The sequence below is a fragment of the Brevibacillus sp. DP1.3A genome (assembly GCF_013284245.2).
GTDB lineage: Bacteria > Bacillota > Bacilli > Brevibacillales > Brevibacillaceae > Brevibacillus.
On the sequence record NZ_CP085876.1, the window covers coordinates 4,841,656 to 4,858,568 of the forward strand.

Sequence of the window (16,913 nt, forward strand, 5' to 3'; positions counted from 1 at the left end):
ATGCTTGTGTACCCGATTTTCCATTCTTTCATAGTCTGATGGTAGTGCATGCATTTTTTATGATGGAAAGATGGGAGTGAATCTCGTGTCCCACTCACAGCAACCATTAGTGAGTATCATTACCCCCTCTTACAACCAAGGCCGGTTTATTCGTGAGACGATAAATAGCATATTGACCCAGGACTATGCAAACCTTGAGCATATCGTGGTAGATGGAGGCTCGACTGACGATACGCTCTCCATCTTGCAAGAATATGCACAAAAAGATCCGCGTTTCCGTTATATTTCCGAACCGGATCGCGGACAGTCTCATGCGCTTAACAAAGGCTTGGCATTGGCAAGAGGCGAAATCATCGGCTGGCTGAATTCAGACGACACCTATGTACCTGGCGCCATTATGAAGGCTGTTCACGCTTTTGCGGGTAACCCAGCCTGGGGAATGCTTCACGGCAATTGCCATGTAATGAACGAGTACGGTCAAGTATCCACCACTTACCCGTCAGAACAAGCTGATTCCAAGAAGTTGTATCAAAGCTGTGTGATTTGCCAGCCATCCGCTTTCATCAGAGCCCACGTCTTCAGGCACATGGGGGGCGTTGATGAAAAATTGCAATTTTGCATGGATTACGACCTGTGGATGCGCATCGCCAAATTTTATCCCATCGGTTATCTGCCTCACTATTTAGGAAACGCTCGAATCCACACGGCTTGCAAATCAGCTACCCAATGGCATTCCGTCGGCGTACCCGAAGTCATACGATCTCTTGCAAAAAATTATTCGTCCATACCCAGCCACTGGATATCGTACGTTCCACAATACAAAGGCATGGGTGTACTCGACCTGTTGAGGCTCTATAAGTCCTTTCCATCCAATACAACCAGAATCACAAGCATGAATCGGGGGATGGACTTGTGGGCGCCTCCTGTCCTACGTGCGATTGTTGAATCAGATCCATCTGCACCGGCTCAAATGTTGTTAGTGAAGGGCAAAGTCCCTGGCTCCCCCATAAAATTGCCGAAGCCCATTGTTTTGACTGCGCTCGTGAATGGCGTAAACGTAAAAAGTTATACCGTTGATAAACCCACCTTTGCCCTCGAAATTCCACTCGATCCGAATGCAACGACGATTCGTGTGGACATCGCGTCTTCCAGTGTCGGTATCCCAAGCACTCCTCAAGTCCAGCAAAGAATGGCAGGAGGATACATGGCCGAAGAGATCATTCCTCTTTCGTATGACGAAGTGATCGTGTACAAAGCTTTTTCGAGGAGCTAACCTTTCAACTCGAGTATAATTTCGTCTCAATGACAGCCGCCGCTCCGGCTATGGCAAGCAGGAGCAGCAACGGATAGGCGGCTGGCACATACATATACAGCCCAACGATCAGAGCGCCCACCCAAATCCCCACGCACCAATGGCAGCTCAACAATCTGCCTATCCATTGGCGCACCCTCCCGCCTTTAAATTGAAAGTCCCGCACCATTTGCCCCGACTCATCGGGTACATATAACACCTGGTAAAATGGTTTTCGCAGAAAAGACGTGATCTCATCAAAAACAATCAAATGCGTGAGACGAAAGCTTGCCAGCACAAGAATGATTAGGTCGATCCAAGAGAGGTCAAACATTCCACCTCCACCTCTTTCCAATATTTTGTGCTTTTCTCATTTGTTCCACATTTAGTACCATTGTGGTGCGACAAACCAGAGAAAGGCGTGATGAGATGAATCGCAACATAAAGAAAATGGCAACCATCCTTTCCCTGTCCGTCCTCGTAACCATGATCGGACAACCTGCATTTGCGAAAACAAGCTTTACCTCTTTGAAAAAAGGGATGAAAAACTCGCGCGTGCTTGAAGTGGAAAAGATGCTCGATGCACTCCATTACGACTACAAGCTGGTGGTGGACAAGATCTACAACAGCAACACAGCTTATAACGTCAAAGCGTTCCAGAAAAAATACAAGCTGCCGCAAACCGGAATTGTAAACAAACCCACTTACGATAAACTGAAGAGCGTGTACCAAGCTCGCAAGCAAGAGCAGCCGACACAGCCAAGCACACCGTCCAAACCTGCTGAGTCCAATGATTACGCTACGCTGAAATTGGGTGCTAGTGGTGAACGCGTGAAGGAATTGCAAACGATGCTCGCTGGCCTCGGTTACAAAGTAACGGCATCGGGCCAATACGATGAATCTACGCGTTTTGCCGTCATGCTGTTCCAGTCGCGCAATAAACAAACCTTGACTGGTGAAGCTGATACCAAAACCTATACTGCCATTCAAACGCAATACAAGAACAATCCAGTGCAACCCAAACCAGATACAAAGCCAACCACTCCAACAAATCCAACGACTCCCGTAACACCAAGCAAGCCTGAGCAACCACAAAACCCTGGTGCTGGCACGCAAGTTCCTCTTCCTGCTGGTTTGACGGCTGAGGAAAAAGAAATGGTTCAACTCGTGAATCAAGAGCGCACCAGCCGCGGACTCGCACCTTATCAAGTGGACATGCAGTTGGTGAATGTTGCACGCGTGAAAGCCCAAGAGATGGTAAACAAAGGGTACTTTAGCCACACCTCTCCCACTTACGGCTCACCGTTTCAAATGATGGATACTTTTGGTATTCGCTATTTGGCTGCTGCTGAAAATATTGCTCAAAACTACTCTGTAAGCAGCGCCCATCAAATGTTTATGAATTCCTCCGGGCACAAAGCCAATATCATGAGTCCGACATACGACTACGTAGCCATTGCTGTTGTGAATGGCGGTCCACACGGGAAAACGTTCGTGCAAATGTTCTTAAAAAAATAGAGGCGCGGAACGGAAAAGCCATCATTTCTACTGAAATGGTGGCTTTTCTTCCATATTAGAATGACACAGCAATCCGGTTATTGGCCGAAAAGTGTACGGTCTGATCGTTGCACAACACGACACCCTCGACGACGATTCCCTTCCCCGCTTCTTGTTTCATAAATGAAATCTGGAAGTTTTGGAACGATTCCGTCGATTCCGGCACGATGGTTACAGGCTGGATCGGCGCTATCCAGTATTCCCCTCTCTCCATCGCTTGGGCAAACCAATCGTCTTCCAAGTATCTCCATCCTTTTAAACCCGATGTACCTTGCACAGCCATCGTCTCCACGAGCTTCGGCGGCAAAACCTGCCCTCCCATTTTGATCGAATCGACAGGCGAGACGCGCAGGCAAACGATTGGATTTTTCAGTTCAAGGTTCCCCGTATTCTTCACCTGAAGTGTCCCAATCAACAGGTATGGCTTCTCAACTGATTCAGAGTGAATCAACGTGTAATCAAAATACACTTCTGCCGCTGTACGCAATTCAACCTGTTCAGACACTTCTTCGATCGGATGAATGGTCACTACATGTTCCAGCAGTTTTTCTTCTGCCAAGATCGACAGCTCTTCTCTTTCATTGTTTAATTCGCTGTTTTCTTCACTGTTTACTTCACTATTTGAGTCACTGGCCTCAACATTCGGCTGGTCACTTTCCTGAATCGTGCTTTGTTCCTCTGCTATTGGCTTTTCATCTGCTCCCTTCTGACTTTCCTCATCAGAGGCAAAGAGCATAGTGGAATAAAACAGCTTTAAAATATTGGGTGGTAAAAACGCCATTGGTTGAATGTGCAATCCATTTTGGAAATACTCCAAAACCCCTGACGCTAAGTGTAGCGAAATTTTTTCCGCATAGATCTTACGCTTGCTCACGTCCGTATAAAGCGGCAACTGCAACTGGATGTGAACGATTGATGGTTGCTTTTGGTTTTTGATTACTTTATAGAGACACGGGATTCCTGACTGCTGCATTTCTGTACGCAAGCACTTGACCAGATCTTGCCGCTTTTCATCCTCCGACTGAAAGAAAATCAGTCTCGGTTTTTCTAGGGCTCGCATTTCCTTTAAGCTGAAACGTATGGCCACATCCGTATTTTTCGCCAGAGACGGATTGTTTTGGCTTAAGACAACCTCCATCCCACTATCAGAGAGAAATTTTTGGACGTTCCCCAATACCTCCCACTCGTAGGCGGTCCCTTCTGAAGACATGCCTGTAAAAAGAACGCAAACTTTTCCTTTCAACCCCGAATCCAGGTCCACTCTTTTATTCGTCGAATCCCACTTCAATTGAAAGCCATTTTGCTTGCAAAATAAACGGAACGCTGGCAGAGCCGCGTACGGCATGGTCCCGCCACGTTGACCACTGTAATATACCTCAACATCCATTCCCATCTCTCCTCACGACACTTTCCGTCAGTCCGCGATATTGTATGAATGCCCAGTGTCCAAAGTGAACATTTTTGGCGATGACTGTTCCGAAGAAGCGCGTTGTGCATACGATGCTACAGAAAGGAGTGGTCATATGCCCACCTCACAGATGCCCCTGATCTCCATTATCATTCCTGTAAAAAATGAGGGGGACAATGTGCGTTCTACCATCACTTCCCTTTTGAATACAAGAACCACGTATCCATATGAAGTGATCGTAGTCGATGATGCCTCAACTGATAACGGTTGTCACTTTCTACAAGGTCAAGGGCAAAATGAAAAAATAAAATTAATCACAACAGAAGGCATTGGTGCTGCTGCAGCACGAAACTTGGGCGTGAATCACGCACGCGGCAACTACTTCATTTTTTGCGATGCCCATCTGTCTTTTGAAAACTTCTGGATTGATCGCATGATGGAGCTCATTCTTACAAAAAAAGCAGATGGCGTTGCTCCCGGAATCGCTTCCATGACGGAGCCACATAAAATTGGTTATGGGCAAAATCTGAATCAAAAGCTCGAGATCACCTGGTATCCAAAGCCAACAGGTACGGCACCGGTTGCGATATTGCCAGGGGGATGCTTCCTGGTCACCAGAGAAGCTTTTATGAAAGTCGGGGGTTTTGACCGCGGTTTTCGCATATGGGGATTTGAAGATATCGAGTTTTCCATCAAAATGTGGCTATTCGGATATACGTGTATGGTCCAGCCATCTGTAAAAATCCTACATTTGTTTAGGCAAGTTCACCCTTACACAGTTGCACATGAGCACATTTATTACAATATGCTTCGAATGGCGTACAGCCATTTTAACGAGCAGCGGATTGAGGCTGCGAAAAAACTTGTGCTCTACGCAAATGCGAGTGAAATTGCGGATGACGTGCTGACTTGCGGGGCTGCCGCTCAGCGTGTTCGATACAATGCCCAAAGGAAATTCGACGACAATTGGTTCTTTCAAAAATTTCAAATTCCATTCTGACAAGATAGTGACCTAAAAAATAGGCGCATGCTCAACATGCCAAACTCCCGTTGCCCACATAGTATGTAACTGCAAAGCAAACTCCCTAGGAAAGGAAGGATTCTTACGGTGAAACATCACGTGAAGCCCATTATGGGTCGCCAGCTCCCTACACCGACGCCTACAGCAACTCCTCCTATATCGAACAACCTGCAGGAAGAGTGCATTCGCGTCAACAAGGTGTATGACTGGGTAGTATTAGCGAACAGCTACCGAAACAAGATTGCCCTTCCCGACGATTGTCAAGCTCTGGTAGACGCTGCCATTCGTGCAGGGCAAGATATCACGATCTCCTGCGTTGAGCCAGTTACTCCTGGTCCTACTTGCAGAGTCGTCAGTATTCGCCGCGAGAACATTACAGTCAATGGGACCACTGTTCGGGTCGGAGTCGTTCGCTTTGTGTTCGGAGCCACTGTGCTCGTTCGCGTCTTCGCAGACGGAACACCTCTCTGCGAATTCACAACGACAGTGCAATTCGATCAGGAAGTCGTTCTCTGCCTGCCTGAACCGCTTGATGAGGACAATATCTTGTGCCGAATCAGTGCTTTCGAGTGCTCACCGACCGGTACTGTTCTCCTCGGTGGCATGGTTCAACTCGACGTCATTGTCTGCGTAGAGATCCAGGTAGAAGCAGAAGTCAAACTGGAAGTATTGGCGAAATTCTGCTCTCCACGTCCAAACAACATTCCAATTCCATCGCCAACGCCATCTTTCCGTTGCCCGCCGATCACATTCCCGCCACAATGCCCACCAATCTTCCCAGTACGCAACTGCGATTGCCAGGCGTCCGTCAACGCGTTGGTACCAAACGTCTCCATTTCTATTGGTATTCCACTCGCCATTGCCGTCGGTACGATCCAGCTCATCGCGGATATCTGCCCAAGTTGCGATCCATCCAGCAGCTCGTTTACCTTTAACTTCTTTGATGCTCTCCTGCCTGATGTCCTTGGCGATCAAAGCTTCAGCTTCTCGCCAACGACTATCAGCTCTCCGACATGCATTTCCGTACTACCTATCCTGCCAATTGTGACAGGTCTGATCGTAACAGGTACTGGTGTACGGACATTCACAGCAACAGGCGCACAAGAAACGGTGACCTACTCTCTGACACTCGCCGAAACAGGACTCAACCTGCCAGACGTTATCATTCTGACACTCACCGACTCTTCTGGTATCCTCGTCTTCAGTGCCACTATTACAATCGTTCCAGACGAACAATTACTGGTTGCCGATTGCATCACGTTCGGGGATATTGTCATTACCACTCCGTAAGAAAAAAAATATTCGTTTCCAATCAGGCGGGAGAAGACCAACACTTCTCCCGTTTTTTCTATAGATGAGCCGTCACTACAATACAGGCACCAATTCCCACCCCGTACATATGTCTATATGGGAAAGCCAGACGGAAAAAGGAGGACAACACTGTGTACAAAAGGAGAATCTCCAATGCGAACAAGTCGAGAGAAAATGAGAAGCTCCTCCTGCTAAAAAAACAAGCACACTACTACGAAGAAAAAGCAAACCAACTCATGCAAGAAGTGTGGTACCTACAGAAGCAGATAGAGGAAACATCCCAAAAAAATGAAGCATATAGAGAGCAGCTTGAACAACTGAACCAGAACCTCCACGATTTGGACAGCAAAGGCGCAGAATGGAAGCAGCGCTTGAATGATTCACAAGACATGCTTCAAGAAATGAAGAGCAAGCTCGACTACTACGAACATCTCCTAAAACAACGCGAAAATGCCATAACCGACCACCAGGAAACAGAGGCAAAACTAAAGAGTTCAATCGACAGCTTGCAAACCGAGATCAGAGAGCAACGAAAAGGTCCACGGCTTGAAGAAATCATGTCCAAACATCAAGCGCAGGAAACACACTTACGCGAGCACATTGAATTGCTCCAACGGCGAGTACAAAGCTACGAACAAAAAGAGGCACAATGGCAAAAAGCGTTACACGATCAAGATCAGCAGCAGCTGAGTAAAATCGAGGAGATCCTGCAAGAACGCCAGCAGCATTTAGACATGATCGCGCATCTGGAGCAGCAACAGCTTACATGGAAACAAGCTTTGGATCATGTAAATGAAGAGTTTGAGTGTGCGCAGATGAGGCAGCACGAGCAACTATCCAAAATTGAATCATTGAATCAGCGGTTGGAGGACGCACGAGCACGGGAAGAGCAGACACTCTCTGACCTCCAGCAGCTTACAGAAGCAAGCGCAAATTGGGAGCAGCGGGAGCAGGAGCTACAGGTGCGGGAGCAAAACCTCCACGTGTTTGAGCACAGTCTCACGGCACAGGAGCAGGAACTTCACGATCTTGAGCAAGAGTTGCTGGGGCAAGGGCAGGAACTGCAATCCCTAGCGAGTAGCCTTCAGACGAAAGAGCAGAATCTACTTTCTCTCGAACAAGACCTCCAATCGAAGGAGCAAGAGCTGCATTCTCAGACGCAACGCCTACAAAAACGGGAGCAGAACCTTCTCGGTCTTGAACAAGAGCTTCAGACTCAATGGTTAGAACTGCATTCCCAAGCGGATAACCTACAGACAAAAGAACAAGAGCTGGTTGTTACAGATCAAAAGCTCCAGGCTAAGGAGCTCGAGCTGCATTCTCAGACACAAGACCTTCAAGCACAGCAGCAGGAACTTGCCGGTCTTGAGCAAGAGTTGCTAGGGCAAGGTCAAGAATTGCAATTCCTAAAGCATAACCTCCAGACCAAAGAACAACAGCTGCTTGTTACCGAGCAAAAGCTCGATGCTAAGGAGCTGGAGCTGCATTCTCAGACACAAGAACTTCAAGCACAGGAGCAGGAACTTCTCAGTCTTGAACAAGCGTTACAAGCGCAAGGACTAGAAATGCACACTCAGGCACAAGACCTCTATGCACGGGAGCAGGACCTTCACGTTCTCGAACAAGAGCTTCAGACTCAAGGGCAAGACCTTCAATCCCTAACGCATAACCTGCAGACGAAAGAACAACAGCTCCAGTCCAAAGAGCTAGAGCTGCATTCTCAAACGCAAGACCTCAACGCACGGGAGCAAGAACTTCTCGATATCGAACATGAGCTTCAGACGCAAGGCCAAGACCTTCAATCCCTAACGCATAACCTGCAGACGAAAGAACAGCAGCTCCAGTCCAAAGAGCTAGAGCTGCATTCTCAAACGCAAGACCTCAACGCACGGGAGCAAGAACTTCTCGATATCGAACATGAGCTTCAGACGCAAGGGCAAGACCTTCAATCCCTGGCTCACAACCTGCAAACGAAAGAACAACAGCTCTCTTCCAAAACGCAAAACCTCGACACACGAGAGCAGGATCTTCTCAATCTCGAGCAAGTGCTTCAGACTCAAGACCAAGAACTTCAATCCCTAGCTCACAACCTGCAAACGACAGAACAGCAGCTCACGTCCAAAACGCAAGACCTCGACGCACGGGAGCAGGATCTTCTCGTTCTCGAGCAAGAGCTTCAGACTCAAGGGCAAGACCTTCAATCCCTAGCGCACAACCTGCAAACGAAAGAACAACAACTCACTTCCAAAGAGCTTGAGCTGCATTCCCAGACGCAAGACCTCAACGCACGGGAGCAAGAACTTCTCGATATCGAACAAGAGCTTCAGACTCAAGGCAAAGAACTTCAATCCCTGGCTCACAACCTGCAAACGAAAGAACAACAGCTCTCTTCCAAAACGCAAAACCTCGACGCACGAGAGCAGGATCTTCTCGATCTCGAGCAAGTGCTTCAGACTCAAGGCCAAGAACTTCAATCCCTAGCTCACAACCTGCAAACGACAGAACAGCATCTCACCTCCAAAACGCAAGACCTCGACGCACGGGAGCAAGATCTTCACGTTCTCGAGCAAGAGCTTCAGACTCAAGGGCAAGACCTTCAATCCCTAGCGCACAACCTGCAAACGAAAGAACAACAGCTCACTTCCAAAGAGCTAGAGCTGCATTCTCAAACGCAAGACCTCAACGCACGGGAGCAAGAACTTCTCGATATCGAACATGAGCTTCAGACGCAAGGCCAAGAACTTCAATCCCTGGCTCAAAACCTGCAAACGAAAGAACAACAACTCCAGTCCAAAGAGCTAGAGCTGTATTCCCAGACGCAAGACCTCAACGCACGGGAGCAAGAACTTCTCGATATCGAGCAAGAGCTTCAGACTCAAGGGAAAGACCTTCAATCCCTAACGCACAACCTACAAACGAAAGAACAACAGCTCCAGTCCAAAGAGCTAGAGCTGCATTCTCAAACGCAAGACCTCAACGCACGGGAGCAAGAACTTCTCGATATCGAGCAGGAGCTTCTGACGCAAGGGCAAGACCTTCAATCCCTGGCTCAAAACCTGCAGACGAAAGAACAACAACTCCAGTCCAAAGAGCTAGAGCTGCATTCTCATACGCAAGACCTCAACGCACGAGAACAGGAACTTTTCGATCTCGAGCAAGAGCTTCAGACGCAAGGGCAAGACCTTCAATCCCTAGCGCACAACCTGCAAACGAAAGAACAACAGCTCACTTCCAAAGAGCTAGAGCTGCATTCTCAAACGCAAGACCTCGACGCACGGGAACAGGAACTTCACGTTCTCGAGCAAGAGCTTCAGACTCAAGGGCAAGACCTTCAATCCCTGGCTCAAAACCTGCAAACGAAAGAACAACAGCTCCAGTCCAAAGAGCTAGAGCTGCATTCCCAGACGCAAGACCTCAACACACGAGAACAGGACCTTCACGTTCTCGAACAAGAACTTCAGACACTTGGCCAAGAACTTCAATCCCTAGCTCATAACCTCGAGACGAAAGAACAACAGCTCACTTCCAAAGAGCTAGAGCTGCATTCCCAAACGCAAGACCTCAACGCACGGGAGCAAGAACTTCTCGATATCGAACAAGAGCTTCAGACTCAAGGGCAAGACCTTCAATCCCTAGCGCACAACCTGCAAACGAAAGAACAACAGCTCACTTCCAAAGAGCTAGAGCTGCATTCTCAAACGCAAGACCTCAATGCACGGGAGCAAGAACTTCTCGATATCGAACATGAGCTTCAGACGCAAGGCCAAGAACTTCAATCCCTAACGCATAACCTGCAGACGAAAGAACAACAGCTCACTTCCAAAGAGCTAGAGCTGCATTCCCAGACGCAAGACCTCAACGCACGGGAGCAAGAACTTCTCGATATCGAACATGAGCTTCAGACGCAAGGCCAAGACCTTCAATCCCTAGCTCATAACCTCGAGACGAAAGAACAACAGCTCACTTCCAAAGAGCTAGAGCTGCATTCCCAGACGCAAGACCTCAACGCACGAGAACAGGAACTTTTCGATCTCGAGCAAGAGCTTCAGACTCAAGGGCAAGACCTTCAATCCCTAGCGCATAACTTGCAGACGACAGAACAGCAGCTCACTTCCAAAACGCAAAACCTCGAAGCACGGGAGCAGGACCTTCTGCATTTTGAGCAAGAAATCCAAGTACAAGGGCAAGAACTGCAAACGCAAGCAGATAACCTGAAAACAAAAGAACAAGAACTAACAATCCTCGAACAAGAACTCAAAGCTCGGGGGCAAGACCTTCTCACCCAGACCCAATACCTTCAGGCACGAGAGCAGGACTTTTACATTCTCGAGCAAGAGCTGCAAACGCGCGGGCATGAACTTCACTCTCAGAATCAAAACCTCCAGACGAAAGAACAAGAGCTACTCACTTTCGAGCAAGGTCTTCAGGCACGAGATCAAGAACTTCTCGCACAGACGCGAGAACTACAAGCACGGGAAGAAGAACTAAACGGTTTTGAACAAGATCTGCAGGTGCAAGGAAAAGAGCTACAAGCTCATGCGCAGGCGTTGCAGGTTCAAGAACAAGAGCTCAAAACCCATGAACAGGAGCTTCGGGATTGGGAGCAAGCCAACCTCTCCCAGGAACAAGCACTTCTGGCTCAGACCCAGGAACAACAGCTTCAAGAACAAGGACTTCAATCCCGAGAGCAAGCGCTACAGCTTCGCGGGCAAGAGCTTCTCTCTCATGAGCAGGAAGTCCACTCCCACGAGCAAGAGTTACTCACGCTGAAACAAGAGCTGAACGCACGAGATCAAGAGCTACACAACCAAGAGCAGGAGCTGCAGGCTCAAGGGCATACCCTACACAATCGTGAACAGGAGTTGCTCACTCAGGAGCAAGAATTAAACACACTGGAACAGGCCCTCCTCTCTCAGGAGCAAGAAATCCAAGTTCAGAGGCAAGAGTTGCAAACCTGGGAGCAGGAGCTACAAGTGCAGAATCAAGATATTTACACCCGAGAGCAAGAACTCGAAGCGCAAAAACAGGATTTACGCACGAAAGAGCAAAAGCTAGAAGCCACCCGCCATGAGATGTTGCAAAAAGCAATAGATCTCGAACAAAGTTGGACAGCAAAGCACGAAGAGACTTCTCAACAATTAACAGAAGCTCTGCTTGAGCTGGAAGCAGCTCGGTTAACGAAAAATCAACTCGTCGCTGACTATAAAAAGCTGGCCGAATCGCATTCTCTGCATGAGCAAGAATTGCAGCAAAGCATCCAAAAACGCGACGAAGAAATCCAACAAACACAAAACACCGTTAAGAGTCTCCAGTCGGAGTTAAAAGAAACAAAACAGCAATTAACGGAGGCCCAGGATCGTATCAAATCTTTTCAGCAACAAACCAAGGAAACCGACGAAAAGCTCGCGAACGTCTCTCTTCAAAAAAATAAATGGAACGAAGTCCTGGAGAAAACAACCCAAAAATATGACTCTCTGCTAACAGAAAAGGAAAAAGCCATGGAGCAGCTTGCATCCCAGGAGCAAGTGTTGAAAAAAACGATTACCGGACTCAAAAACATGGTGAAAGAACTCCAAAACAACGAAGAAAAATACAAGCAAATCATCAAAGAATTCACGCAAAAAGAATCTCGAACCAATAAAGCCTTCAGTCAACTCCAGCAAAATGCCCAATTCCAACCAAACACGCAATTCATGCCAATCTCCGATCCCTCCACTCAACAACTGTCTTCCGCACCAGTAAAAATGCAGATGCCCTTTCCCAAAAATGCCAACGAATTCAACCCGTTTCGTTGAAAAATTGAAAATGTGCGAGAGCCGTTACCATGTGAATCCATCATGAATACAACATAATACAGCCAGAAAGGGAGGAAAAACCATGACACCTGAACAAATGCGTGCACTGTATCATCAACGTCAACAACATCAAGTCCATCCTGCCCAGCGCCCATCGAGAATGCCGCGATCACCATTGCCAAAATCCGGTCCGGTTCATAAAGTCCAACCGTCCGTCCAGAATAGAACGAGTGGGGGATGCTGCGGCAGGCGTTGGCAGGGCTAATCTTTTAGAGACCCCCTTTTCCATGACCCGTGCAGTCTGGGATGAAATCATCCGAGATTCCCTGGAGAAGAAGCCAAATGAAACGTGCGGATTGCTTTCCGGTAGAAATGGGAGTGCACAGACGGTTTGGCGTATGGAAAATATATTGAAAAGCCCGGTCGCTTTCGCCATGGACCCCAAGCAGATTCAATACGTTTTCCACAAAATGGCGTTGCGCGGAGAGCATTTGGTTGGGATCTATCACTCCCACCCTACTGCACCTCCCATTCCGTCACCTGAAGATATTGCTTACTGTCATTACCCTGAGGCCGCGTATCTCATCGTTTCGCTCGCTTCTCCACAACCAGTTCTCGGCTGTTTTCGAATGGAGGGGGCTTTTGCTCGGGTGTATCCTTATACAGTCCGTAACTAGTGGTCAAATTCACGCAAAACAAAAGAACAGTGGGAATTTACTCCCGCTGTTCTTTCTGTTTTTGAAGATCGCCATGTTCCATTGAACTGGGCAGCAGCCATTCCCTTTTCTCCCAGCTGACAAAATCATCTTCCCACTTTACCTGAAAGCGGTCCTCCTCAATATGAATGACAACTCCCTTTGCGCCATCCTTTACGTATACGACCAGATCTCCTACTTGTATCACCGCTCATCGCCGCCCATTACCCGAGTCTGAAAATGATTCCGTGTCCACCCTTCGGATACACCCATTTTATATTTTCGTACGGACAACCAATGCGGCAGCTCCCACATTCGTGACACCCTTCGTAACCGACGTGCATCCGCACTTCTTCCCATTTGTATACTTCCGCAGGACAGAAGATGGTACAGAGCTTATCAGGGCATTGCGTCGCACAAACATCTGCAGAGAGCACATGCAAATGTGACTCCGTATCTGCTTTGAAGCGCACAAGGTACTGTTTCTCCTCGATTGACTGGCCCTTCGGTAGATCCTGCATCACTTCATCACCCTCCACGCATTCATCAAGTCACGCGCCATTTTCCATTTGTCCTTCGCAGAGCCGAGGTCGCTCCAGATTTTCTTCTGCTTGCTCCATTTCGAGCTGCCATCAACCGTGAACATTTGACTCGCCGCTTTGTTCATCATCGGAATGTACTGTTCGATATACTGCGGGAATTTTTCAAAGTGATGCGTTGCGTCCTTATACTTTTTCAAATCTTGACCGACAAAGCTGTTCAATAGATTGATTCGGTATTCGTCGAGCATTTTTTCGGAATAGTCCCCTGCCTCTTTTGCCGCCAGGATCGTTTCCGCCGCCATGACACCAGATGCCATTGCCATATTCGATCCCTCTCGATGGATCGCATTGACGAGCTGGGCAGCATCTCCTACAACAAGTACACCATTGCCGACAACTTTGGGAATGGAACGATATCCCCCCTCGGGAATCAGGTGCGCCAAGTATTCCTGCTGCTCACAACCTTGGATATACGGCCGAATCATCGGGTGATTTTTTACATAGTCCAACAACTCATACGGCTTGATCTTGTTTTTGATCAGACCTGACAGCATCGTCCCTACCCCAATGTTCAAGCTGTCCTTATTCGTATACAACCACGCCGTCCCCAAAATCCCTTTGGTCGAATCCCCGAAAATTTCAATCGTACAACCGTGATCGCCCTCTAAGTTAAAGCGATCCTCGATTATTTTGCGATCCAGCTTCAGTACTTCCATGACAGCGAGCGCTACTTCATCTGGGCGAAACTCTTTGTGGAAACCTAACGATTTCGCCAGCAAGGAGTTGACGCCGTCTGCCAGAACGACAACATCTGCGTATAGATCCCCATCCGGTCGATCTGTTTTGACACCGACTACCTTGCCATTTTCAACAATGCACTGCAAAGCAACGGTCTCATTGAGTAAAAGTGCTCCCTGCTGTACAGCTTTATCTGCAAACCATTGGTCAAATTTCGCTCGCAACACCGTGAAATTGTTATAGGGCTCCTGGGCCCACTCCATGCCCTTATAACTGAAATTGATGGCTGATTCCTTATCGAGCATCATGAACCGCTGCTCAACGATCGGCCGTTCAACAGGCGCCTCCTTGTAAAATTCGGGAATGATGTCTTCCATCGTTTTGCGATACAAAACACCTCCCATGACGTTTTTGGAACCCGGATATTCCCCGCGCTCCATCAACAGTACATTTACACCCGCCTTGGCAAGCGTATAAGCACAAGCCGTTCCAGCCGGACCTGCTCCGACAATGATTACATCAAATTTCTCAGCCATACGTTACCTCCTTGTCCGGCTCCTTTTGGAATGCTTCAATGAGCATTGGCACAATTTCAAAAGCATCACCGACAATACCGTAGTGACAAGACTGGAAGATGAGTGCATTCGGATCTTTATTGATGGCAATGATCAATCCCGAGTTGCGCATGCCGACCAAATGCTGAATAGCTCCCGATATGCCGATGGCAAAGTATATTTTGGGTGTGACAGTCACTCCCGTCTGTCCTACCTGATGTTCATGACCGATCCAGCCTGCTTCCACCGCATCTCTGCTGGCCCCGACCGTTGCCCCGATTCGTTCTGCGAAGCGATGAATAAGCGCAAAGCCTTCCTTGCTTCCGAGTCCCTTGCCACCAGCGACGATCACATCAGCCTCATCCAGCCGCACCTTTTCCTTCGTCTCCCGGACGATTTTCAGTACTTTTGTGCGAATGTCTTCTTCACGCAGCTCCATGCTTTCATCAATGATTACTCCTGTACGTGACTCGTCTGGCTCAAGCGCTTTCATGACTTTCGGGCGAACGGTCGCCATTTGCGGGCGATGTTTTTTGCACAAAATCGTTGCCATGATGTTACCGCCAAACGCTGGACGGCTTGCCTCCAATAAGCCTGTCTCCGCGTTCACATCGAGCATGGTTGTGTCAGCGGTCAGCCCTGTCTCCAAGTCCGTCGCGACAGCGCTCGCCAAATCTTTTCCGGTTGAAGTCGCCCCATACAAGATGATTTCTGGCTTGTGCTTTTGGACACATTCGATAACTGCTCGCATGTAGGACTCTGTTCGGTAATCATGAAAAATCTTGTGATCGTATACATACACTTGGTCCGCACCGTATGGAAACGCCGTGTGGGCCAACTCCTTGATTCCATCTCCGATTAACAAGCCAGCAAGCGGCACGTCTCGCTTGTCAGCCATTTGTCTACCCGCCCCCAGCAGCTCGAGTGACACAGGCGCGATACGGCCGTCACTCACCTCTAAAAACACCCAGATGCCACGAAAATCATCCATATTCATATCTGCTCCTCCTTCACCCGAAACAGTCGCTGTTTATCGTGCAAAATTTCCATCAAGCGCGCGATTTGCTCGCTGACGCTTCCTTCGAGCATTTCGCCACCCTTTGGCTTCTCTGGGGGCCAAACTTTTGCAACGATGGTAGGAGAGCCCTTCAGACCTAACTGCGTCCGATCGATATCCCCCAAGTCATCGACGGACCAGACAACGGGATTATATCTAGCAGCTCGAAGCATGTTGGGCAGCGGAGAATAAGGTACCTCGTTAATCTCCTTCTCCACGGAAAACAAGCAAGGCAAGGTCGACTGAATGACTTCATAACCATCCTCCAGCTTTCGATGCACGATGGCGTAACCTTGTTCTTTGTTTATCTCCACTACTTTTTTCACACACGTAAGCGGCGGAATATCCAACCTTCTGGCGACACCCGGTCCGACTTGTCCCGTATCACCATCGATAGTCATCTTCCCGCAAATGACGAGGTCGACTGGCTGGCTTTCTGCAATCTTCTCAATGGCTTTGGTAATTGCATAGCTGGTTGCCAATGTATCTGCTCCGGCAAATGCGCGATCCGTTACCAGATAGCCTGCGTCTGCTCCGATCTCGATACATTTCCGAATAGCCTTCACCGCTGGCGGAGGTCCCATGGTGACGACAGAGACCACACCCCCATATCGATTTTTCAACCGAACGGCTTCCTCCACCGCATGTGCATCATACGGGTTGAGGATGGCTGGTGCACTGGCGCGATCCATCGTATTCGTCTTCGGATTCATCTTGATGATTTTGGTGTCCGGCACCTGCTTAATGCAAGCAATAATATGCAGCATGATTGATCCCCCCTTGCTGCCGAGCGCGATACCTATGCCTGTACAAAAGGTTGCCTTTCTTACGCGCAATCAGATCAGGCAGCTTGTCGTTCATTGTTATAGCCTATTTCGATGCAGCCGAGCTTAGACCAGTTATCATAGAAACGAAAAAGACGCCAAACATCAGCTTGGCGCTGT

The 16,913-nt window shown here is 48.4% G+C and carries 14 protein-coding genes; 7 read left to right on the plus strand and 7 right to left on the minus strand.

Annotated features, from left to right (window positions below):
- Positions 1–85 precede the first annotated feature (85 nt).
- Positions 86–1,273: a glycosyltransferase family 2 protein gene (locus tag HP399_RS22155; protein WP_173619015.1), complete on the plus strand. Its 1,188-nt coding sequence runs from the start codon at positions 86–88 to the stop codon at positions 1,271–1,273.
- A 4-nt stretch (positions 1,274–1,277) separates the two neighbouring features.
- Here HP399_RS22155 and HP399_RS22160 read toward each other — a convergent pair whose 3' ends face one another.
- On the minus strand, positions 1,278–1,625 hold the full coding sequence (locus HP399_RS22160; RefSeq protein ID WP_173619016.1) for a DUF1360 domain-containing protein: 348 nt from the start codon (positions 1,623–1,625) through the stop codon (positions 1,278–1,280).
- Between the two features lie 95 nt (positions 1,626–1,720).
- Here HP399_RS22160 and HP399_RS22165 point away from each other — a divergent pair, with 95 nt between their 5' ends.
- Entirely contained in the window at positions 1,721–2,809 is a 1,089-nt protein-coding gene (locus HP399_RS22165; protein WP_173619017.1) for a peptidoglycan-binding protein, read from the plus strand.
- 55 nt (positions 2,810–2,864) lie between these two features.
- Here the strand turns inward: HP399_RS22165 and HP399_RS22170 are convergent, their stop codons facing one another.
- A complete protein-coding gene (locus HP399_RS22170) occupies positions 2,865–4,235 on the minus strand; it encodes a hypothetical protein (protein WP_173619018.1) in 1,371 nt (456 codons plus the stop codon).
- A 136-nt stretch (positions 4,236–4,371) separates the two neighbouring features.
- On the opposite strand from HP399_RS22170, the gene HP399_RS22175 reads away from it, so the two are divergent.
- The 5 genes from HP399_RS22175 to HP399_RS22195 all read left to right on the plus strand — a co-directional run bounded on the left by HP399_RS22175 (position 4,372) and on the right by HP399_RS22195 (position 13,060).
- Positions 4,372–5,256, plus strand: coding sequence for a glycosyltransferase family 2 protein (locus HP399_RS22175; protein WP_173619019.1), 885 nt, complete (start codon positions 4,372–4,374; stop codon positions 5,254–5,256).
- 108 nt (positions 5,257–5,364) lie between these two features.
- Positions 5,365–6,567 carry a BMQ_0737 family morphogenetic spore coat protein gene (locus tag HP399_RS22180; protein WP_173619020.1) on the plus strand — a complete coding sequence of 401 codons (1,203 nt, stop codon included), beginning with the start codon at positions 5,365–5,367 and terminating at the stop codon, positions 6,565–6,567.
- Between the two features lie 152 nt (positions 6,568–6,719).
- The gene (locus HP399_RS22185; RefSeq protein WP_173619021.1) at positions 6,720–12,383 is read left to right on the plus strand and encodes a hypothetical protein; all 5,664 of its coding nucleotides are present in this window, start codon (positions 6,720–6,722) and stop codon (positions 12,381–12,383) included.
- 82 nt (positions 12,384–12,465) lie between these two features.
- Positions 12,466–12,648 (plus strand): hypothetical protein, encoded by a 183-nt coding sequence (locus tag HP399_RS22190; RefSeq protein WP_217367677.1) that lies wholly within the window; start codon positions 12,466–12,468, stop codon positions 12,646–12,648.
- Between the two features lie 22 nt (positions 12,649–12,670).
- Positions 12,671–13,060, plus strand: a complete 390-nt coding sequence (locus HP399_RS22195; protein WP_217367678.1) for a M67 family metallopeptidase — start codon at positions 12,671–12,673, stop codon at positions 13,058–13,060.
- 37 nt (positions 13,061–13,097) lie between these two features.
- Here the strand turns inward: HP399_RS22195 and HP399_RS22200 are convergent, their stop codons facing one another.
- From HP399_RS22200 to HP399_RS22220, 5 genes are read right to left on the minus strand one after another with little or no spacing between them, the layout of a single operon-like run.
- A complete protein-coding gene (locus tag HP399_RS22200; RefSeq protein ID WP_017251140.1) occupies positions 13,098–13,286 on the minus strand; it encodes a hypothetical protein in 189 nt (62 codons plus the stop codon).
- Positions 13,287–13,302: 16 nt separating this feature from the next.
- A complete protein-coding gene (locus HP399_RS22205) occupies positions 13,303–13,599 on the minus strand; it encodes a ferredoxin family protein (RefSeq protein ID WP_007726971.1) in 297 nt (98 codons plus the stop codon).
- Positions 13,599–14,894, minus strand: a complete 1,296-nt coding sequence (locus HP399_RS22210) for an FAD-dependent oxidoreductase (RefSeq protein ID WP_173619023.1) — start codon at positions 14,892–14,894, stop codon at positions 13,599–13,601. The genes HP399_RS22205 and HP399_RS22210 overlap by 1 nt, the downstream gene beginning before the upstream one ends.
- Complete coding sequence (locus HP399_RS22215; protein ID WP_173619024.1) at positions 14,887–15,909, minus strand: electron transfer flavoprotein subunit alpha/FixB family protein; 1,023 nt, start codon at positions 15,907–15,909, stop codon at positions 14,887–14,889. Before HP399_RS22215 ends, HP399_RS22210 begins: the two co-directional genes overlap by 8 nt.
- Positions 15,906–16,736, minus strand: coding sequence for an electron transfer flavoprotein subunit beta/FixA family protein (locus HP399_RS22220; RefSeq protein WP_173619025.1), 831 nt, complete (start codon positions 16,734–16,736; stop codon positions 15,906–15,908). Before HP399_RS22220 ends, HP399_RS22215 begins: the two co-directional genes overlap by 4 nt.
- Positions 16,737–16,913 lie beyond the last annotated feature (177 nt).

What these genes read in the sequence shown, in the direction of transcription:
- HP399_RS22160 (WP_173619016.1), bottom strand. Translation starts at nt 1,625, where the DNA reads ATGTTTGACCTCTCTTGGATCGACCTAATCATTCTTGTGCTGGCAAGC.
- HP399_RS22210 (WP_173619023.1), bottom strand. Translation starts at nt 14,894, where the DNA reads ATGGCTGAGAAATTTGATGTAATCATTGTCGGAGCAGGTCCGGCTGGA.
- HP399_RS22215 (WP_173619024.1), bottom strand. Translation starts at nt 15,909, where the DNA reads ATGAATATGGATGATTTTCGTGGCATCTGGGTGTTTTTAGAGGTGAGT.
- HP399_RS22175 (WP_173619019.1), top strand. Translation starts at nt 4,372, where the DNA reads ATGCCCACCTCACAGATGCCCCTGATCTCCATTATCATTCCTGTAAAA.
- HP399_RS22220 (WP_173619025.1), bottom strand. Translation starts at nt 16,736, where the DNA reads ATGCTGCATATTATTGCTTGCATTAAGCAGGTGCCGGACACCAAAATC.
- HP399_RS22195 (WP_217367678.1), top strand. Translation starts at nt 12,671, where the DNA reads ATGACCCGTGCAGTCTGGGATGAAATCATCCGAGATTCCCTGGAGAAG.
- HP399_RS22170 (WP_173619018.1), bottom strand. Translation starts at nt 4,235, where the DNA reads ATGGATGTTGAGGTATATTACAGTGGTCAACGTGGCGGGACCATGCCG.
- HP399_RS22165 (WP_173619017.1), top strand. Translation starts at nt 1,721, where the DNA reads ATGAATCGCAACATAAAGAAAATGGCAACCATCCTTTCCCTGTCCGTC.
- HP399_RS22205 (WP_007726971.1), bottom strand. Translation starts at nt 13,599, where the DNA reads ATGCAGGATCTACCGAAGGGCCAGTCAATCGAGGAGAAACAGTACCTT.
- HP399_RS22190 (WP_217367677.1), top strand. Translation starts at nt 12,466, where the DNA reads ATGACACCTGAACAAATGCGTGCACTGTATCATCAACGTCAACAACAT.